Annotated in this window: 29 protein-coding genes; all 29 read right to left on the bottom strand. The window is 43.1% G+C overall.

The genetic code is table 11. The features are described 5' to 3' along the window. Window positions 1-3: 3 nt before the first annotated feature. Window positions 4-654 (bottom strand): class I SAM-dependent methyltransferase, encoded by a 651-nt coding sequence (locus G628_RS0106265; protein ID WP_027208742.1) that lies wholly within the window; start codon window positions 652-654, stop codon window positions 4-6. 38 nt (window positions 655-692) lie between these two features. Further along, the gene (locus G628_RS0106260) at window positions 693-1070 is read right to left on the bottom strand and encodes an SdpI family protein (RefSeq protein WP_027208741.1); all 378 of its coding nucleotides are present in this window, start codon (window positions 1068-1070) and stop codon (window positions 693-695) included. A 45-nt stretch (window positions 1071-1115) separates the two neighbouring features. Beyond that, the gene (locus tag G628_RS0106255) at window positions 1116-1559 is read right to left on the bottom strand and encodes a GNAT family N-acetyltransferase (RefSeq protein WP_027208740.1); all 444 of its coding nucleotides are present in this window, start codon (window positions 1557-1559) and stop codon (window positions 1116-1118) included. 16 nt (window positions 1560-1575) lie between these two features. Beyond that, window positions 1576-2271 carry a 2-phosphosulfolactate phosphatase gene (locus tag G628_RS0106250; RefSeq protein WP_026654250.1) on the bottom strand — a complete coding sequence of 232 codons (696 nt, stop codon included), beginning with the start codon at window positions 2269-2271 and terminating at the stop codon, window positions 1576-1578. Then, entirely contained in the window at window positions 2261-3082 is an 822-nt protein-coding gene (locus G628_RS0106245) for an alpha/beta fold hydrolase (RefSeq protein WP_027208739.1), read from the bottom strand. Before G628_RS0106245 ends, G628_RS0106250 begins: the two co-directional genes overlap by 11 nt. A gap of 44 nt (window positions 3083-3126) precedes the next feature. Then, window positions 3127-3246 (bottom strand): hypothetical protein, encoded by a 120-nt coding sequence (locus G628_RS19405; protein WP_242827184.1) that lies wholly within the window; start codon window positions 3244-3246, stop codon window positions 3127-3129. Further along, window positions 3246-3401 (bottom strand): hypothetical protein, encoded by a 156-nt coding sequence (locus tag G628_RS18890; RefSeq protein WP_196803725.1) that lies wholly within the window; start codon window positions 3399-3401, stop codon window positions 3246-3248. Before G628_RS18890 ends, G628_RS19405 begins: the two co-directional genes overlap by 1 nt. A gap of 36 nt (window positions 3402-3437) precedes the next feature. Next, window positions 3438-4262, bottom strand: coding sequence for a Cof-type HAD-IIB family hydrolase (locus tag G628_RS0106235; RefSeq protein WP_027208737.1), 825 nt, complete (start codon window positions 4260-4262; stop codon window positions 3438-3440). 3 nt (window positions 4263-4265) lie between these two features. Beyond that, entirely contained in the window at window positions 4266-4865 is a 600-nt protein-coding gene (locus G628_RS0106230) for a 5' nucleotidase, NT5C type (protein WP_027208736.1), read from the bottom strand. 137 nt (window positions 4866-5002) lie between these two features. Continuing rightward, window positions 5003-5668, bottom strand: a complete 666-nt coding sequence (locus G628_RS0106225) for a zinc dependent phospholipase C family protein (RefSeq protein WP_027208735.1) — start codon at window positions 5666-5668, stop codon at window positions 5003-5005. 130 nt (window positions 5669-5798) lie between these two features. Continuing rightward, window positions 5799-6437 carry a methyltransferase type 11 gene (locus G628_RS0106220; RefSeq protein WP_027208734.1) on the bottom strand — a complete coding sequence of 213 codons (639 nt, stop codon included), beginning with the start codon at window positions 6435-6437 and terminating at the stop codon, window positions 5799-5801. Beyond that, window positions 6434-6910 (bottom strand): pyridoxamine 5'-phosphate oxidase family protein, encoded by a 477-nt coding sequence (locus G628_RS0106215; protein WP_027208733.1) that lies wholly within the window; start codon window positions 6908-6910, stop codon window positions 6434-6436. Before G628_RS0106215 ends, G628_RS0106220 begins: the two co-directional genes overlap by 4 nt. 14 nt (window positions 6911-6924) lie before the next feature. After that, a complete protein-coding gene (locus G628_RS0106210) occupies window positions 6925-7308 on the bottom strand; it encodes a VOC family protein (protein ID WP_027208732.1) in 384 nt (127 codons plus the stop codon). 345 nt (window positions 7309-7653) lie between these two features. After that, window positions 7654-8094 (bottom strand): DUF5680 domain-containing protein, encoded by a 441-nt coding sequence (locus G628_RS0106205; RefSeq protein ID WP_026668253.1) that lies wholly within the window; start codon window positions 8092-8094, stop codon window positions 7654-7656. Window positions 8095-8164: 70 nt separating this feature from the next. Beyond that, entirely contained in the window at window positions 8165-8935 is a 771-nt protein-coding gene (locus G628_RS18055; RefSeq protein ID WP_051199056.1) for a class I SAM-dependent DNA methyltransferase, read from the bottom strand. Between the two features lie 28 nt (window positions 8936-8963). Beyond that, window positions 8964-9536: an HD domain-containing protein gene (locus tag G628_RS0106195; RefSeq protein ID WP_026654239.1), complete on the bottom strand. Its 573-nt coding sequence runs from the start codon at window positions 9534-9536 to the stop codon at window positions 8964-8966. A gap of 541 nt (window positions 9537-10077) precedes the next feature. After that, complete coding sequence (locus G628_RS0106190; RefSeq protein ID WP_027208731.1) at window positions 10078-10431, bottom strand: VOC family protein; 354 nt, start codon at window positions 10429-10431, stop codon at window positions 10078-10080. A 68-nt stretch (window positions 10432-10499) separates the two neighbouring features. Beyond that, complete coding sequence (locus G628_RS18450) at window positions 10500-11195, bottom strand: NUDIX hydrolase (protein WP_081670580.1); 696 nt, start codon at window positions 11193-11195, stop codon at window positions 10500-10502. 52 nt (window positions 11196-11247) lie between these two features. Continuing rightward, window positions 11248-11868 (bottom strand): class I SAM-dependent methyltransferase, encoded by a 621-nt coding sequence (locus G628_RS0106180; protein WP_027208729.1) that lies wholly within the window; start codon window positions 11866-11868, stop codon window positions 11248-11250. 44 nt (window positions 11869-11912) lie between these two features. Continuing rightward, window positions 11913-12617: a hypothetical protein gene (locus tag G628_RS0106175; RefSeq protein WP_034500680.1), complete on the bottom strand. Its 705-nt coding sequence runs from the start codon at window positions 12615-12617 to the stop codon at window positions 11913-11915. A gap of 112 nt (window positions 12618-12729) precedes the next feature. Further along, entirely contained in the window at window positions 12730-13815 is a 1086-nt protein-coding gene (locus G628_RS16605) for a carbon-nitrogen hydrolase family protein (protein ID WP_242827183.1), read from the bottom strand. 70 nt (window positions 13816-13885) lie between these two features. Then, window positions 13886-14218, bottom strand: a complete 333-nt coding sequence (locus G628_RS19140; protein ID WP_242827182.1) for a hypothetical protein — start codon at window positions 14216-14218, stop codon at window positions 13886-13888. Further along, window positions 14196-14399 (bottom strand): hypothetical protein, encoded by a 204-nt coding sequence (locus G628_RS19135; protein WP_027208726.1) that lies wholly within the window; start codon window positions 14397-14399, stop codon window positions 14196-14198. The genes G628_RS19140 and G628_RS19135 overlap by 23 nt, the downstream gene beginning before the upstream one ends. 48 nt (window positions 14400-14447) lie before the next feature. Beyond that, complete coding sequence (locus G628_RS0106155; RefSeq protein ID WP_026654234.1) at window positions 14448-14846, bottom strand: GNAT family N-acetyltransferase; 399 nt, start codon at window positions 14844-14846, stop codon at window positions 14448-14450. Window positions 14847-14867: 21 nt separating this feature from the next. Next, a complete protein-coding gene (locus tag G628_RS0106150; RefSeq protein WP_027208725.1) occupies window positions 14868-15350 on the bottom strand; it encodes a MazG nucleotide pyrophosphohydrolase domain-containing protein in 483 nt (160 codons plus the stop codon). Between the two features lie 948 nt (window positions 15351-16298). Beyond that, window positions 16299-17225 (bottom strand): aldo/keto reductase, encoded by a 927-nt coding sequence (locus tag G628_RS0106140; protein ID WP_027208723.1) that lies wholly within the window; start codon window positions 17223-17225, stop codon window positions 16299-16301. A 104-nt stretch (window positions 17226-17329) separates the two neighbouring features. After that, entirely contained in the window at window positions 17330-18193 is an 864-nt protein-coding gene (locus G628_RS0106135; protein WP_027208722.1) for an aldo/keto reductase, read from the bottom strand. Between the two features lie 180 nt (window positions 18194-18373). Continuing rightward, window positions 18374-19186: a hypothetical protein gene (locus G628_RS0106130; protein ID WP_027208721.1), complete on the bottom strand. Its 813-nt coding sequence runs from the start codon at window positions 19184-19186 to the stop codon at window positions 18374-18376. After that, window positions 19179-19682 (bottom strand): RNA polymerase sigma factor, encoded by a 504-nt coding sequence (locus G628_RS16600; protein WP_034500678.1) that lies wholly within the window; start codon window positions 19680-19682, stop codon window positions 19179-19181. Before G628_RS16600 ends, G628_RS0106130 begins: the two co-directional genes overlap by 8 nt. Window positions 19683-19888 lie beyond the last annotated feature (206 nt).

Below are 19888 nucleotides of genomic sequence, written 5' to 3'. Positions count from 1 at the left end.
CGGTTACCTGACTGCTTTTAATGTATGAGTCACTTCCCACCGGTTAAGCTCCTCAACCTGCGTAAATCCCGCAGCAAGAAGGGCTTCTTTTTCATGTTCAACTGTCAACGGAGTATCGTAGTGATAGAATATATCATCCGAAAGCTCTTGCTCTTTTCTTATCCGAAGAAGCTCCTGCCTATGGAATTCTTCCTGCTCATCCGAATCCGAAAAATAATCTGTAATAATAAAATAGCCTCCGGGTTTAAGAGCTTTTCTTAGTTTGGTATATAGAGGTGTTTTTTCCTCCTTGGTAAAATGATGCAAAGATTCCACAGACACTGCCGCATCAAATACCTCTTCGCCAAAAGAAACATTAAAATACGATCCGCAGATCATAGTAATATCCTTATCCGAAAACTTTGCCCTAAACGCTTCGAGCATAGCTTCCGTCAGGTCTATCCCCGTAACACTGCCATACGGATTTACAGCAAAAAACTCTTCTAACTCAAGGCCGGTACCGCAACCAAGATCCAGAACCTTTGCTTTCTTCTCCGTAGGTAAAAGCGAAGCCGTATACTTATAAAACGCCGAAGCACCTACAATATTGCTTTTCATATGCTCGTCATATCCGTTGGCACGGGCAGTAAAAAAATCATCCATTTTTTCAAGCATTTTCAGTCACTTCCCCATTTGAATGCATCCGAATCTATTTATCGAACTCTTCCAAGCTCGTCGAATCTTTTCGAAAGTACGTGCTCTGTCGGAATCATCGCGCCAACAAGCGGAAGTATTTGTGCAATAATAATACCTGTGCCAACAGTTCCGATCTGATCGTAATCTTTTCCCAACACGAATAACATGGGAATTATCGAAAGAGGAATTGAAACCAGCCCGCAAATATACCATATCTTTCCAAAATAGTTGTGAGCAAAATTCCAAGTATCTTTATTCTGCATGGAACGTTTCGTTCGATAACCAAACACGCCGTTTATATTCTTTGGCGCTTTTCTCATAAACATTTTTCCAAAAAAGATCATAATACCGGGGCAAAGCAAATCAGTTATTGCCATAAAAAACCAGAATCCCATTTTTCTCCTCCGCATATTTGTTTTTTCACAATAGTAGTGATTTTACTATACCGACATAGCAAGTTCTATTTCGTCTTCGTCCTCATTTCCCGTTGCCACAAATCCTTTATCCTCATACATTTTTCTCGCAACAGGATTGTTTTTATTACAGGTTAAAACAACTCTTTCCGAATCGCCGAACGGCTTTGTCTTAATAAATTCAAGCACGCGGTCAAGCGCCTCTTTTCCGTAACCATGCCCCTGACAATCTTTATCGATCATCATGTGCCAGATATCATACTCCGGAATATCATAATCATAAATCACCATGACATATCCGACCATCTTCCCTTCCGCATAGATTCCAAACGGCCGGCATTGGTTCCTGTACACATATGCCTGCGCAAGGCTCCGTATCGGATGCGACACAAACTCCTCCTGCCCCGGTGCAAGCTTGAGATTAAATGCATCGATAAAATTGTCTTCTGTTATTTCTTTTAGTTGTACCATAGATTCCCTTACTCCGTCACTCTGCAACTACCGTCTCATACACATCATCATCAATCTTAACGGCTTTCAGCACCATATCGAACCGGTCGACATCCGTGCACATTTCAAAATCCCTCGCAGGAAAAACGTCCTGTAATTCCGGATCAAAAAACTTCATTCCTTCTTTATGGTTTCTGATAGCTTTAATCCCTTCTTCCATATTGATATTCTCACCTGTCAGCATAGCTTTTATATACTCACCGCAAAGCGTATCCTCGGGTGAAGCTTCAACGCCCCTAACTCCCATGCAAATAATAGATACTTCATCCGGATTCTTTTTAATAATGTAATCTGCAACCGGTCTTGCATTAACAAGACTTCCGGTAAGTACCTCATCAGCACCGATTGACGCTGCAACAATTCCCTGAGTTCCGGCACTTGTGGTATGAACAATGGTCTTGTCTTTAATCATGCTAATAACCATCTGTGCAGGCGAATTACCCATATCGAATCCGGGAATTATTCTTCCATGTCTCTCTCCTATCAAAGTGTACTCAGGATGTACATCCTTAAGCTGTCTTGCCGTCTCAACCGCGCCTACGGGAAATATTCTTTCAGCCCCCGAAGCAAAGAGATAACACTCAAGCGAAAAAGCCCTAAACACATCAATTACAACTGCTGTGCCTCTTGCTTTTTTCGCCTCCTCAACGCCTTGTAAAATTCTAATCTTCATGCTCACCCTTCCGTCCCAAGGAGTCCAAAAACTCTGCAATCTCCTTATTTACTTGCTCCGCGTTGTCTCCGTTTGAAAAATGCGACGCATTCTCAATGATATGAAGCGGATAACCTGTATTCTCAGCCCAGGCTTTGCAATACTGCATAACTTTCCCTGTTCTGTCCTTATCTCCAAGCAAAATAAGTACAGGACACTTAAGCTCAATATCTCTGTTTTCCTGCGCAAACTTCCCATACGCAACGTCCATCTGCGCGATAATCTGCGCTTTTGTCATAGGCGCAAGAATTTCCAACATTTTATTATATGAATAATCCGTCAGCGATATCGATCTCGCCATGCTCTTTCGAAGCGCTTTATCAGTGAACAGCCCGGCCATCGGCTTAACCTTCGAAAGGCACCACATATCAAACTTAGAATAATATCTTTTTCCAAAAGGTGTAGTATCAAGTGCTACGAAACATTGCACTTTTTCAGGATACATATGAGCAAACATCTGCGACGGATATCCACCAAGCGACATGCCTACCAGAGCCGCGGATTCCACGGCCTCCTGCTCCAATATGTCATTAAGATCCTTTGCTGTATTTGTAAAAGAGAAATCTCTGTAATCTACGGACAGCCCATGAAGCGGCACATCCCACGTAATCACAGTATATTCCTTATCAAAAAACTCAAGCTGCTTCTCAAACATTGTGTGATCCGCAGTAACTCCGTGAGTAAAAACTATAGCTCCCTTAGATGTCTCTTTGGGCCGCGAAATCCAGTAATGTACTACTCCGCCGGCTCCGTTAATTGTCTTATGCTCCATCAGTTCTCCTCAATCGTCCCAATATGGCATTTCAGCCCCTCATCTCACTCTGTAACTCCGCTCTCCAAAACAGAAAATGTCTTCTTTTCGCAATCAATCTCCGCCCGCGCCCCGTAAGGTAAAATGAACATCGGTGAAGAATGACCAAAGTTAAGTCCATACATTATAGGAATTTGGCAAAAATGCTTTCCGGAAACGATCTGCCGTATGACTCGGATTTCCATTTTATGCCTTCATCTCCGGCCCAACCGTTGCAAGGGCTGATCGTTGCTATCGTATCCCCCGGCTTCAATCGGCGCGGCTTTACCAGTTGTCTCATAGTCTCTCCCAAATATAGATTCTCTAAAATGGACCACTAACCCCGTCCCAAAGAGTCCACTTCATTCTCAAGCCACTTCGCCACTCCGTCCTCATTGTTGGAAAGAATGACGCCCGTAGCAACTTTCTTCAAATCCTCATGCGCATTGCTGACCGCATAGCCTTCGTCGGCGGCTTGAAAAAGGCTTATGTCATTTTTGCCGTCGCCAAAAGCCACAACTTTATCGCAGCCGATCATCTCACGCAGCTGCCTGACGGCATTTGCCTTTGACGCAGCCTTGGGCAAAATCTCAAGCCACTGATCGCCCGTATAAATATCTTTTTGAAAAACGCAGTGATAATCCCGCTTGTACGCCTCATACATCGGCGCAAGCTTCTCCGTCTCATCGATGCATGAAATGTAAAAGATATTTCCTTTTTTCAAGTCTCTATAATCATCGATCGGATTAGTCCTAATGTCACCTTTGCGGGAATTTATGAATGTGTTCATTCCCTTCGTACATAACCCGGGGACAAAAGAAAACTTCTCTTTTCCATCAACAATCCCATACACGATCGGATATATATCATGTGAAAAAAGATTCTCCAAAACATCATTCACACTCTCATCAAAGTAATTTGCCCGAAGCACTTCCTCTGTGACGTTATCAATGATAAAAGCACCGTTATAAACAATCAGCGGTATCTTTGCGTTAAGCCCTTTAGTGACTTTTTTGGCCGTTATCAGGGAACGTGCCGTTGCATAGGAAAAGAGCATTCCCTTGCTCACAAGCGTATTTATCGTATTGTTAGTATATTCTGACATCTGCTCATTGCTCTGCAGCAAAGTTCCGTCAAGATCTGAAACGTATAATGTTCTCAATAATTATCCTCCAATCTCACGCCTTATCTGCTCCCAGTCAAAACATCTTGTGTAGTTCTCGCCCGGTAGCTCACACTCGTGATTCCACGGCCTGTCGATGACAAGAACCTTAAGCTCAGGCATATGGTCAAAAAACCTGAATGCCATCGGCGAGTCCTCAATCGCATAGTCAAAGCTCATCTTATAGTAATCCTCAAGCTCCAGATTGAAATTGCTGTTCTTGATAAAAGAGTCCCTGCCGTATTTGTTCAGGCAATAAAGCGTCGCACGCTCCAGACCATGCTCATCAAGCCATCTCCTTGACGCCTCATAGGAACTCGACGGACGCCCCGTTATAACAAAGACCTCATGCCCCTTGTCGATAAGTTCATTAAGCACTTTAGAAGCCCCCGGAGTTTCATCATAGGAAAGAAGCTCCTCCGTGCGATGCCCCTCAAGCATCAGCTTTTCGTACTCATCATCGGTAAGTTCAAAAGACTGTTGCAAGTTAAAAAAACGTACCTTCTCATACGGAACATCTTTTCCGAAAAACCTTTTTGCAATCACTGTAAACGCCTTTGCCGTCTCGCACAGACAGTCATCAAAATCTACATAAAATTTCATTTTGAAAACCTCATTATCAATTATGCTTTATCACAACATCTATGAAAACAATGATCTAATCGGCGTTTTCCAATCTTTAAACGCATTCAATATATTCACTGTTTCAAATTATCACATGAAGAATATCGCAGTTCGCTTTAATAATTTCGTATCTGCTCACATATCTTCTCTGTCGCTTCATCAATGAAGCTGCTCAACATACTAACCGCAAACATTTCATTCGAAGACACATCGACAATTTCTTCAATATTGAACTGCTTCTCAATAAGATGCCTCTTCATCGCAACCTGATTATCAGCCGTAACGAAGTCTTCAAAGTCTGTTTCCTTCGACTCCCGAAGCAGCTTCAAAATCTCTTTTGACCCGTAAAAATTCTTAAAGAGCCATTTATCCAAACACTGCGCCTCAGGATAATACTTTTCCTTAAACTCATCTAATGTCATCGGCGGAATCATCTTTCTTTTAAGCGCACTCCAGACCATAAGGTCGTACCAATAGTCAGTCAGATTGTGCACGCACATTCCGGTCAAAAAAGCTCTCGTCTGCGCGTCCTTCTCACTTACAACGTACTTTTTCCAAAAGGCTTCTATGTTCAGGAGCCAGTTATCATAATACTGCGTATCGCCCCATGGTCCGCAGTTTTCAAAACTGTGGGAATGAATTTTTTTCTCAAGATATGCATCCGAAAACCAGACAGAATCAGGCGCAACGGATCCAAGAATATATTCCGCCCTGTTATCCTCTATTCTCAAAATCTCTGCAACCTTGAAGGCAACTGCTAAGTGAGTCATTTGTAAAGCCATTGAATTTTACCTTTTTATTTACTAAACATTTTGATTACAACTTATACTGCATGAAATTGCGCTCGTTCCTACGGTCTTTTTCCGTTAATCCTCTGTAGGTAATACTGTTCATGTACACCTCCTTGGCATGTCAGTTAAGCACTTCATTCTCAAAGTCTATTCGTACAAGTGCCTTTCCGTTCGGAAGGCGTTCTTTCATCTTCGCTTTCTCAGAATATCCAACCGCATTCATTGTAGCAACAAGCTCATTCTCCTCCATCTGATGATGAACCTCTTCAAGCTTGTCAAAAGAATGAATGTAAGGCGAATCGGAAACCCAGTTGCAGACATCCTCATTGATCTGGATAACGCAAGATACAAAGCGCGGATTCACCGCGGAAACCACCTTTGCAAAAGCATCATAGCCGATGTACTCGATCAACAGATTTGCTATCAAGAGCTCTGCCTGCGGCAACTTCTCAGGTTCAGAAATAAGATCAGCCTTAAGTAGCTTAAGCACTCCCGAATCCGTCATTCCTGCAAATCTTGCCGCCACAGCATCAAGATATTTCTCATTTATATCAACGCCGTAAACAGTGCTGTACTTGCCACCATACACATGCTCCAGACCGTTTCCGCCCGCAACGCCAAGAACCATCGCTGTAGTCACGGGATACTCGTCAAACTGCGCCTTCATCATCGAATTAAGCGTCTGAAGCTGCTTTACGGAATCAAGCTTCATATGATTCTCGTAGTCGTCCAGCCCAATCTCTTCCCATGGATTTTTCATTCTTCTTTGACTCTCTTTCCCGTCATGTGCTCCGGCGTAAATTCAAAGCACTGCACTCGCGGGAAAAAGAACTTGAGCTCTTTTGCAAGAAACTCCTCATCGTCCGTGAATTTTTTTACCATAGCAATGCAAATCTTTTTTGCCTTCTCTTCATCTTCCACAAAGCTTATCCTTCCGAAAGTGATAACGCTCTTAAAGTTCAGCGCCCACTCGCCCTCTTCGCGGTAGCCTTCATCGTGAACGGTATAGCAAGCCTTGTCACAAGACTTGATTGCATCATTCTTGTGTCCGTCTTTTGCCCCGTGAAAATAAATCTTACCGTCCTCTTCGCAATACCAGTGCACAAGCGGCACTCCATAAGGATATCCGTCGTCGCCTATAAGCGAAAGCACACCTCTCTTGGTATTCTTGAGAACTTCTATGCACTCTTCATCAGTTATCTGCTGATTAAATCTTCTCATTTTTCTGAACATATGCGTCCCTCCTGTCAGACCGTAATCTCAATCTGATTCCCTTCAATCCCCACGATGCAACTCTCATAGTAGCCATCACCAGTAGTGCGTGGGCCACTGACAACATCGTAGCCGGCAGCTTTAAGCATTTCAGTCAGCTCATCGACCTTTTCTTTACTACCCACAGAAAAGGCAATGTGAATGAAGCCCGTACGATTAAGCGGTTTTTCCATATCATTCAAGCCCGGCTTATTCATTAGTTCAAGTCTTGCCCCGTCATCAAAAGAGATGAAGTACGATCTAAAATCTGTTTTCTCATTATGATAACCGTCGTTGGATGTTCCGCCAAGATATTTAACAAAGAAATCTCTTGCCACCTCCAGCTCATTAACGTACATCGCTACATGCTCTATCTTCATCTGCTACCTCCTTAACTATGGTCAGCCCATCACATAATCCAAATAGACTCTCTTGTCCTCACCTACGTCACTTATGTTCAATTACAAACTTTATGTCCGTAAAATCTTTCTCACATTCACTTATTCCTACGTGTAAAAATCGATTTTCTAGATTCTATGTCCGTAAAGCCATTCCCTCATTCGCTTACTTCTACGTGTAAAAATCGATTTTCAAGATTCTATGTCCGTAAAGCCATTCCCTCATTCGCTTACTTCTACGTGTAAAAATCGATTTTAAGGATTCTATGTCCGTAAAGCCATTCTCTCACCTCATACTTCTACGTGTAGAAGTCGATATCAATCCCTTCACTCAATCGCTCCGCCATGAAATACGCATTCGTAAACACTCTTACCTTTATAGCTTATGATCTCTTTTCCGCTGAACCACTCAAAATCGCCGTCTACGCTGCACTTGTAATTATAGTCACCGTTGCTGTAATCAGCAGGGCCTCTGAAAGGCTTATCCTCGGGAACGTGCAAAAGAGCTTCCTTCAGAAAATCTCCACTAAAACCATCTCCGATAACTCTTCCTACATAGTTCATGCTCCAAAACGGCTCGCCATCACTCCAAAGCGCCTCCTCGCCTGCAAACTTATTGCCGCCAAGGTACGTATCGTAGTACATATAATTTCCATCTTTATAGATCAGATCATGCGATTTTTCCCTGGACGGTGTAGTCTCCGCGCCTTTTCCAGCATAAGTTGCCTGCTTCGCTTTTATCAAAAAATCAATTATTTTCTTGTCCATTTTTCTTATGTCTCCTAATATAAGCTGATGTCAGCTCCGCCTTTCATCAGCTATTCCGGCCCCTTATGTTTTACGCCTTCTTCATCTTGATGATCATATACACCGGATTTTCAACAAAGCTCTCGTATCTGTAAGCCTGCGTTTCCTTCCATTCTTCGGGCGCCATCGGCTCACACACCTTCTCAATCTTTAGTCCCGCACCAACTATGGCATTTACATAGTCCGAAAAAATATGATGATAACTTTTGCTGAGATGATTCTCGTAGTCATCGTTGTACTCAAGCCACGGCTGGATGTAAGCCCTCATCGCTTTGTCCATATATCTGACATTCCACTCTTCGTCCTCAGGAAAAGAACCATCTTCATGCTCAACAGGATACATCGCCGAATATACCGGATTGATCACGGAAAAGATACATTCCCCGCCTTCTTTAAGGCTTTTTGCCACATTCTCAAACAGCTGCTTCAAATTCTCAATGTAATGACTTGTTGTCGATGAAAAAATAAAGTCGACAGGCTCATCTATCACCTCTTTGCAAGTAGCTGCATCATGCTGCACAAATTCAGCCTTTGAACCGCTTGCGCCGGCTTTTTCTCCCGCAATCTTAAGCATTTCTTCCGAAAGGTCGATTCCTACAATCTTCGCCGGCTCACTCTTTTCCAAAAGAAAAGTAAATATCCCCGTACCACAGCCTAAATCCACTACTGTCTTTCCCTTCAAATCAGGAAGCATTTCCTTAATGCACGGCCACTCAATGCAGTAGCTATAAGAATCCTCTGCATTATTAAACTCCTCATATGCCTTTGCCATGCTGTTCCAATCTATTTTTATCTCGTTCATTTCTAATTTCTCCGTTTCAATTATGTATTTATTTAGTTTCTGTATTAAACTCCTCAATAAACCCTTTGATGTACTCATGACGATGAAGAGCCATTTTCTTTGCTTCTTCGGTATTCATCTCATCCTTTAACAGCAAGAGCTTGTCATAAAAGTGCTGAATTGAATCATCCAAAGATCTTCCGACTTTTCCGCCGTACGCAAATGTTCTTGCAATTCCCACTGCTCCAATCGCATCAAGCCTATCCGCATCTTGCACTATCTGCCCTTCAATGCTCTCCGGCCTTTGGCCCCTGTTCATGCTAAAAGAAACTCCGTTGATAATAGCACAGATCTGCTCAATCTCTTTTTCTTCAAGATCATTACTTGTCAAAAAAGCTCTCGCATTAGCATTGTCCTTCGTATCAAACAACTTATGATCATCAACATCATGTAATAAAGCCGCAAGCGCCACGACCTCGCTATCACACCCGGGATAACGCTCCGCCAGTCTCATAGCATTTGCATAAACCCGCATCGAATGCGCCGCGTCATGTCCATCCGCGTTATTACTGAAAATTTCCTCTATGTAACTTTTTGCATTTTCAATTATTGAAGCATTCATCTTAGTTTCTCTGCTATTTCCTTTAGTTTGCCATAAATAGGCAGTCGCTATCAGGCTATAAAAAGCCACTTTACCTGCACCGGTTCTGCCTAGAACATCATTTAAGATATTTTAGGCAGAGAATTTTGAGCTATTTTTCCACGTGAGCCTTCACTCGGACTGCTCATATCTCATCCTTTAATAATATAGGCAGGCACTCCATTCTGCTTATTTTATCATTTCGCTACATATAAGCAGTGGTTTTCCTGCTTTTTCTATCCATTTCACTTCAAAATGCACTGCCTATTTTCTTACTTCATGAGAAATGAGCAGGCCATCTCACCCATTTCACAATTTTATTCTTGTTTTTTGCACTGCCTCTATCTTCGCTCTTCGAAATATAGGCAGATAAATTGATATACCATTTTTCAACTTTTTCGATTATGAGCAGATAATTGTAGTAAAAAGTGAAAAAATCTCACCGCCAGCTTCATCGATACAACAATATATCTGTGATTTTCACCATTTCTTAACCGGCGCAATAACATCTCTGCACTTTTCCTCAATCCTTCACCGGCGCAGTCACTTCCACATGATTTCCTTCGGAATCAACGAACTCCGCAACCCAATTATTCTTTATCCTAGTCAAAGGAAAACAAATTTCTTTCCCAACAAGCTTAGCTTTAAGCTCATCCACACTTTCAAAGCTTACACTTGGCAAGCAATTGCTACCGAATACATGCTCTTCGTTCATCTTCTGATATGCAAACAAGCCATACCTGAATCCGCCGATGTTGAAAACGCTGTATATCTCGTCGCGTTCAGTGACAGGGCAGGCAAAAAAAACTTCGTAGAACTTTACGGCCCGCTCCATGTCTTTTACGCAAATATATAATGAAGTAATCTTGCAATTCATGTCATTCTCCGTGAAAAAAATCATATATAGGCACTTGTCTCTTCCAAAATATCTTTTTCAATTATGTCTCAAGCCCTGCTCGCCCATTCCAATATGGCTGCCTTATCGAACCCATTCAGGTTCTCCGGAATCTCCGATTTTTTAAAGAATCTGTGCTCAATAACCTCTTTGGGATCTACTTCGATTTCACCCTCGTATTCTTTGGTTAAAAAAATAATTCCCGGGCCAAAAGTCACATCCCCGTTCGGATACTCAATAATGCAGTCACGTCCTGAGCAAATCTTGAAGATTTCAAGTTCTCCGAGCGAAAGCCCCGACTCCTCCTTAACTTCTCTTTTTGCAGCTTCTTCAAAAGTCTCGCCCATTTCCATCGCACCGCCGATCAGTGCCCAGCAGCCGTTGTCACGTCTTTTCTGTAAAAGAATCTCTCCTGCAGCATTTTCAATTATCACTCCGCACGAGCATGACATAATCGGTGCATGTCCGACGTACTTGCGCATCTCCATGATATAGCCGCACTCCTTGTACAGCTTGATATAGTCAGCGATTGAAAGTTTTCTTTCTGTTTTGGAAAAATTAGCTGTATCTTTTTCATCAATGTATTTCTCAGCTTTATCAATGAATTTAATGATTTTCTTGATATAACGTATCCCTTTGATTACCCCCATAACAATCACTGCTAAAAGGAGTATCCTAAGTATCAAATTGACTATTGTCATAAATGTAAGAAACCACTCTGTTGTAACCAACTCTGTTGTGGCCATACCTTTCCTCCCTCCGAACGACAAAACTCATTCCTTACAGCCCACACCATCTTCAGTTCTTACTTATACTTATAATCCCCGAGCAATACGACTTTTGCTCGAACTCAAGCTCAGGAAACGCCTTGCGAAGTTCATCTATCACAAAATAGATTTCATCCTCATCCCAGGCACTGCCGGCCTCTTCTTTGCACTTCTCAAGTTCGCTTCTCGTCTCAAACACCACATCTCCGATTAGGAGCTTTCCGCCCTCATCAAGAAGATCCAGTAATTCTTTGAAGAAAAAGACCTTCTTCTCATCCGTCAAATGGTGCAACGAATATGTTCCCAAGATAAAATCATACTTGTGCGCACTAAGCTCCGTAACAAGCCCCTTTGAAAAATCGCCTTGATACAAATTCGCATCGGGCATTTTTTCTTTTGCAAGCTCGATCATCCTCTGAGAAAAGTCCTGTCCGTACACGTCACACCCATTCTCATAAAGCTTGGTCGTAAGCGTTCCCGTCCCAAATCCAATGTCCAGAACAGCAGCCTTTTCTTTGTGCATAATCTCATCAAAAATGCCACCAAGAACGCTCTTATATCCCGCAAACGGATAGGTATTTGCCTCCTCTGAAATACCTACCGCCTTGTCATAGCCGTCAGCCCATAAGTTAAATCCCTTGTTGTCTAGCATTTGTTTCCTCCTGTCATTCTCTATAATGTCTTTTTAATTAAGTCTCAGTCCAACTCCGCACAGTCTCTGATCACCTGCGCCACCTCTCGCGGCAGGCACGTAGTCTCCTCTTCCACGTTTTCTTTTACATGCAACCATTCATCATCGGGGAGACTAAAGTCGAACGCGGTCAAAAAATCTTCTTTCGGAAGTTTACCTGTAATCACCTTGGTAAGAACTGTAGCAACCAGATAATCACCGACGGCAGATGCATGAGCACCGTCGCGGTAATAAAGGTCATAAAGATTCGCATCCGGCAACTTGGACAGTGCCTGCAGCACACGCTCCCATACTTCTCCGATTGGCGCCAATGTCACTCCCTGCTGCTCTGCAATTGCCCTATATCTTTTATTCATCTTTGCCTGATTTTCAGGCTTCGCCTTCTCCGCCCAGGTTTCAAAAATAATCGGCTCGATACCTACTTTTTTACACAACTTGATTATCCTGTCCGCGCACTCTACCGTATCCTTCTCGGGAGGCATAGGATGCGCCTGCTCCTGAATAACACAGTAGTCATACCCGCCATGCAGGATATTAAACCGCACCGCAAAATATTCTTCCCCCAAGTGCCACTTAAGCGGTCTTGCGGAATAAGTCAACGCGAATACCTCACATGCTTCTCCCGTCGCTTCCTCGATCATGCGCCTTGCAAGCTCCGGCATATCATTCATATATGTGTGGCTGTTTCCGATAAATAAAATCTTCTTCATTGTTCTTTGCTCCATTATTTCAAGCATAATCTTTTACGTAACTTCTTTTCCGATTAAAAAATATACTTTAAGAAACACATTAAATACTGATACTGCACTCTCAACAAATTCTCTACTGTAAATCCTCTTTCGAAACCTCGATAGACGGGTAATGTTCAAGTTCAGTCAGATTAGCATCAAACGGCGTTGTGTATTCCATATAGAACTTATCCGGATTAGACTTTTGCAATTCATCGAGTTTCTCCTTTATCTTAAGCTCATCAGAAGAAACATAGACAACCGAGACAACACCGACCTTCTCTGCATCTGCGTCATCTTTTTCCACAACTTCGCCGCAGAGAATCATATTAACTTTCTCATTCTTTGAACCGACATCTGCCAGAATTCCATACTTATCGGGCCTTCTATACTTATCGCCCATGATGTCATTTCTTCTGTGCGCACGCAGACTATCAAGGTCAAGCTCAGCGACATACACGCCTGATTCGCCCGAAGCCTCGAATACGCACATATCCCTGACTCCGTCTTCATTCCACGGAACTCCGTCAAAGAGCGTCGAGTGTCCGTTACAGTCAGGATGCCCTTCCGGATAGTTGCAGGTCGCCACAGCAACCATGTTCTCGTAAGCTCTTGTCCTAATCGCCGCCAATCTGTTGATTTCCATAGGACAGGCATTCGGCGCCAAAATAAGCTCGGCGCCCTTAATCATCAGAATCCTGGCACTCTCGGGAAACTCCCTGTCAAAGCAGATCATCGAGCCGATCTTCACGGTTCCTCTCCCAAAATCAAGCTCGGCCGTGTAATAGTCATCCCCGCCCGAAAGCACTTTTTCAAGATCAAACGCACAGGTGTGAACCTTGGAATAATGCAGGATTTCTTTTCCATCTTTATCAAAAATAATCACGGAATTAAGAGGCTTTGGATCATTTGCCTCAAGAAAAGTAATTCCTATTGCCATCTGCAGTTCTGCCGCAAGCGCACGGAATTCTTCTAAAAAAAAGCTATTCTTCGAGATTGCAAGCTTCTTGAGCTCCGCCTTGTCCTGAGGCAGGCGATACCCATCACTCCACATCTCGGGGAAAAGAGCTATATCCGCGCCTTTTTCTTTTGCCTCGGCGCACGCCTTTTTCCCAAGCGCAAGGTTTTCTTCGATGTCTGTCCCTGGATGTATTTGCAAAAAACCTATTCTGATATTCATTTCCCCCTCCATCATTTCTAACCAAAGAAACGCTTTTAATCTGTTAAAACCATATACTAATTCAAAAACATTATCGGACACTTCTTTCCATGCAAAAGACAATAATCGCCTGCTGCACTCTGAGCAGGTTCTTTTTGAATTCATACCCCACAAAATACTCAGAATCAATCACATCATACGAAACCTCTTCGCCTCTGTAAAACGGCGGGCAAGGATTCAGCACTGCTCCGGCATTTGCAAGATCCATTATTTCTTTCGTAACCTGATATTTATTATCGCCGTTAAGCATCTCCGAAGGAAAAGAATCCGTACACACAATATCTTTTCCCACGATTGCATCTCTCAAATTCTCGATGCAGTCTGTCTCCGGAATCCGAAACTCATCGGGACAACTCTGCGTCAAAGAAAATCCAAAAGCTTTCGACGCTTCTTTCCACTCGCGTCCTGATGCTGTTTGCAGGAAAAAACATGACAACCGTCTTTCCGGTCAAAAAGCCCTCGTAACGATTGATGTTATCGGCTATGTTAAAGATTTCCCGCAATTCTTCTTTTTTATAATCAGTAAGTCTTAAAAAAGATCTCATTTATTCTCCTGCTGCCGATGCTATCGGTTATGCTTAAATCGCCGCCTCTTACGGATTTCTCAGCATCACTCTGCCATCCACAACTTCAAATCCATACTGCGAATAAAGCTTCTGCGCATCCTTTGTGACCAATATACCTCGAAGCCCCTGAAGTTCCGGCGATGAAACTATGTGTGACACAAGCGCCTTTCCAAGCCCTTTGTTCCTATATTTTTCATCGATTATAACATCGCTCAGATAATAGTTTGTCGCATAATCGGTGATAATCCTCGCAAATCCTACGAGATTCTCTGCCTCCTCAAGGTACAAGCCATAGCACTTGGAATTTTGCACAGACTTCTCAATCTTTTCCACAGGGCGCTTATCTGCCCAATACGTCGTCCGAAGAAGTCGCACGATATCATCAAGTTTCATTTCGTTTATATCTTCAACTATTCTGTACTCCATGCGCTGCCCTCCTTGCGAAGATTACTTGAAACCTTTTCTCTCCTGCGCTTTATCTATAAGATCATGCGCTTCTTCAAATGCACCGAAAAGATAATCAGCGTGCCATTCTTTTCCCGCTTTTTCCTGCTTCTTTATCTCTGCCCAGGCGGCATGAAGTTCTTCCTCAGTCTCAAACTTTACATCGGTGAAAACATGCGGATGCCTGCGTTCCATCTTATCTGCAACCGTTTTTGCCACATCTTCGAATGTAAAAAACCCCTCTTCCTCAGCAATCACCGAATGAAACATTACCTGAAACAAAAGATCTCCAAGCTCTTCCTTGAGGTTCTCCGCATCACCGGTCTCATCAAGTATATTGATTCCACCGATAACCTCCGCAGCCTCTTCTATACAACCTGCTTTAAGACTTGTATGCGTCTGTACCTTGTCCCACGGGCAACCGTTTTCACTTCGAAGTGTTTCTACTATTTTCTTTAGTCTTTCTATTTGTGATGTATTCTTCATATCCTTAGGATGTTCTCGCTTTCTCTGTTGCCGCCATTATCATGTCTGCTATGATTCCATAATGCTACTATACTGTCATTGCCAGTGCTGTCATGCAATCCTAGTCGATACTACAATGGCATCATATTCAATGATATTATGCCACTATCATAGCGTGCTATATACATACTCACCATTATAACAGCAATGTGCTGTAGCGCACCTTCATTTTCACAATTTTCCTCCTCACAGATAAGATTTTTCTTCGTCACCGTACACTTCCGTCGCGAACCACCCGTACGGTGCATTTTTTGTCTAACGCACCGTACATTTCTTCCACAGCTTTTCTGTGCGGTGCCTATTTGTTTTCCCGCACCGCACACATTCTCCGCAGCTTTTCTGTGCGGTGCCTGTTTGCTTTTCCGCACCGCACACATTCTCCGCAGCTTTTCTGTGCGGTGCCTGTTTGCTTTTCCGCACCGCACACATTCTCCACAGCTTTTCTGTGCGGTGCCTGTTCGCATTTTCGCACCACACATATCATCCACAGCTTTTATGTACGGTGCATTTCTCAACTTCCGCACCGTACACTTCCTTCATATATCATCCATACGGTGCCTCTTTTCTTTTCCACACCGTACAATTCCGGAGAAATCTCCTCAAATTCAATTGAAAAAGCATTTCGCTCGCGAAATGCTGCGCGCGAGCGGTATTGCAAAGCAATTATCTACCATTCCGCGAGCTGCGCAACCCTTCGGAGCTTTTATATATCATAGGAAAGCACTTCCTATGATATATAAAAGCTCCTCGCAAAAGATTTCTCTTTCCGAAGAGCCATACACATCCATATTTCATTAACAAAACAAATGGCGTAAGCACTCAACATAGCCGCATAACAGCAAGAACTCTCCTGCTGCCAAATGCAGCCGCACCACAGAAGAACCTTCCCCTTCTACCAGATGCGCTACATCACGGCAGGAACTTCCCTGCTGCCAGATACAGCGCATACCAGTCATGATGAGAAAGCTCAACTTTTGTGGCATCGCACGCATCATTGATGTGATCGACATTCATTGTCCCGATGATTGCCTGCATCTTGGCGGGATGGCGAAGAATCCATGCAATCGCAATTGCTGTTTTGGATACATGCTCGCGATCCGCAAGTTCTGCAAGTACCTTATTAAGCTCAGGATAATCGGGATTGTCGATAAACGTACCGCCAAACATACCGATCTGAAGCGGTGACCACGCCTGAATCGTAATGTCATTCAATCTGCAATAATCAAGCGCACTTCCGTCTCTGTTTATAGACATATCCGTTGTCTTGTTATTCATGTAAAGCGACTGGTCGATCAGTTGCGACTGCTCAAGTGAAAGCTGCACCTGATTGATGACAAGCGGCTGCTTTACATATTTTTTCAAAAGTTCAATCTGCATAGGCATCAGATTACTTACACCGAAACGGCACACTTTACCTGCTTCCTCAAGTTCATCAAAAGCCTCCGCAACTTCTTCAGGGTCAAACAAAAGGTCCGGCCTGTGCAAAAGAAGTGTATCGATATATTCGCATTTAAGCCTGCCAAGAATGCCGTCAACGCTCGCTATAATATTCTCTTTTGTCCAGTCAAACTCAGATCTCTCGGGGCAGATGCCGCACTTACTCTGAATAAATATCTTTTCCCTCTTAATTCCTGTGAGCGGAAAAGCCTCTGCAAAGCGCGTTTCAGCCTCTCCCATTCCATAGCATGTCGCATGATCAAAATAATTGATTCCGCGCTCGTGGGCAGTTTTTATAACCTTTGCGGCTTCCTCTTTCGAAAGAGAAGGCATTCTCATGCACCCCTGAATAATAGCAGATGCGTTCTGTGGTCCGTTCATTATGTCAATGTATTTCATCGGTGATCCTTTCTGTCTCTATGCAGATTCTTTGCATAATCTTCAAATGTCATAACAAAAGTCAGGCAAAGCGTTTCACATGCAAAAATCTTTGCCAACTCTGCTTAGAATGGCGCTGTATCAGGGTCTGTCTCATATCCTACGCAGCCCTTAAGGTCGGCGATGCGCTTAACATCAGCTTCCTCTAGTTCAAAATCAAACACCTTGAAGTTCTCTTCAATCCTTGCAGGTGTAACCGACTTCGGAAGAGGAAGATATCCCATCTGTATGCTAAAGCGAATGCAGATCTGCGCAATGCTCTTTCCGTATTTTTCCGCAAGCTCTTTCATCTCGGGAACATCAAAAATCTTGCCTGTTCCAAGCGGGCTGTACGCTTCAAGAATCATTCCTTTTTCCCTGCAGTATGCGACAAGCTCATCCTGCGTAGCTCCCGGACAAAGCCTGATCTGATTCACCATCGGCTTGATCCTTGCAGTCTTCATGAGCGCATCGATGTGGTGCTGCTTGAAATTACTGATACCGATCGCACGCACTTTTCCCGCTTCATAAAATTTCTCCATCGCTCTCCAGGTCTCGGCATTTGCCTCCTCCCAACGGTCTCTGAACATAGCCGGATTGGGCCAGTGGATCAAAAGCAGGTCGACATAATCAAGCCCCAGCTTTTTTAATGATTCGTCAAAAGAGCTGACGGTAAGCTCATAGCTATGCTTATCGTTCCAGATCTTGGTCGTAACAAAGATATCCTCTCTCTGTAATTTATTGTCGATGATTCCTCTTCTGATGCCCTTGCCGACACCTTCTTCATTTCCATATACCTGCGCCGTATCAATATGACGATACCCCGCATCTATAGCACATTTCACGCTTTCAACAGCTACATCACCCTCAGGTGTCTGCCATGTTCCGAATCCTATGCAAGGAATTCCCACACCGTTTGAAAGCTTGTAAACTTCGGTTTGCTTCTTCATATCTCGCCCTCCGTAAAAAGAATAGCCGTCATTTTCCACATAACTTTTATATTGTAGCATTTCTACGATACCGCCACTTATCATATTCTGCGATATTATCTGTCATTTTTTGATGTAAAAAAAGCAGATATCCAACAGATACCTGCTTCCTTCGCCATCATTTATATTTTTTTCTGACACTCACCTTGCTTTTATTATTTCCTCCGCCATTCCAAATAGCTCATCGGACATTATATTCTCATCAAATGTCATTATGGAATATCGCACATCACCCATTTCAAAAACTACGCTTGATACATAATATGTCTCGCGCTGATCACTGCCGATGCTGATAAAAAAGTGATCGTCAGTTTCTTCACGCTTAAGCTCTTCTTCGGTTGGTGAGATATCTTTTGACGCCGGAAGTCCCAAATACTCATCATAGTTGTAGTAGACATTTATGCCGTCAACAGTCCGCATCTCATTGGCTCTTAAAGCAACGCCCGGATCATCATCAATGTGACCGTTTACCAAAGCAGATTCCATATTTACACTGATCTGAGCCTTATTATCGCATACATACTCAATTCTTAACTCTTTAAATCGTCCTACTGTTCTGTCTTCATCATCCACCGTACGGAAATCCTCAACATCCATCGAGTCAAACTTATACCCGTTACTGAATGTTTCCACCGCAGTGACGCCTATTCCTACTTTTTTCTCAAGTTTGTCCAGACGACTAAAATCAGATGTTTTGGAGAAAAAAGTGTCAGGGCTAAATGAAGCGACAACTCCTGTAGCCTTCCCCACTGCAACTCCGCAGCCTCCAAGAACAGCCAGACATGCCGCAGTTAAAGCAACAATCTTCTTTACACTTAGCTTTTTCTTTTTTTGCACAACATTCTTGAAACTCCCTACCTCAGTGAGTCTACCGATCATATCCTCCTTTTGATCTTTTGAAAAACAAAGTTCATTCATAGCTTTTTTATAAGATACAATAATATTTTCATTCATAGATTTCACCTGCCTTTGCACCATAGTCACCACCTGTCTCCAGCTTTTTTCTAAGCTCACGCCGTCCTCGCGAAAGATATTGTGAAACAGCAAACTGCGACTTTCCCATGATTTTCGCAATTTCTTTTACCGAGTATCCTTCGTAGTAATGAAGATAAATGCTCATGCGATAGCCTAGGGGCAACTTCTTTATCTCCTCCAAAAGATCTGAATCAGGCGCCTTCGGAGCTTCTTTTTCCGTGATAGCATCAAGCCCTACCATTTTCCTTGAATAAGCGCTCTTTCGAAGATCGTGGCATGCATTTATCGTAGTGCGTATCAGCCATGCTTTTTCATGTTCATTTGTGTCAAAAGATAAATCGCAGGAAATCAACTTAAGCAACACAGTCTGACAAATATCTTCCGCATCAAACGTATGTTGCAAATAATTGCAGCTGATTCGGAGAATCATATCGGAGTACGTCTCCACCACCCGCCTTACTTCTTTTTCGTCCATGTAAAATGCTCCTTTTTTCAATATTTTGCCTTTCACTTATAAAACGATTTAAAAAGGCAAAAGCTGACAGCTATATTATATCTTTTTCAAACGTCTCATTTCTTTATCCATCTTAGAACAAAGAGTTGCTCTGCAACTCTTTGCGCGCCGATGCGCGCAAGCTTTAGCTTGCATAATTCATCTGCGCATCGGTCGCATCCATAGCG

Origin of the sequence: Butyrivibrio hungatei NK4A153 (genome assembly GCF_000424465.1) — a bacterium.
Classification (GTDB): Bacteria; Bacillota; Clostridia; order Lachnospirales; family Lachnospiraceae; genus Butyrivibrio; species Butyrivibrio hungatei_A.
This window is presented reverse-complemented; position numbering and strand designations above follow the sequence as displayed.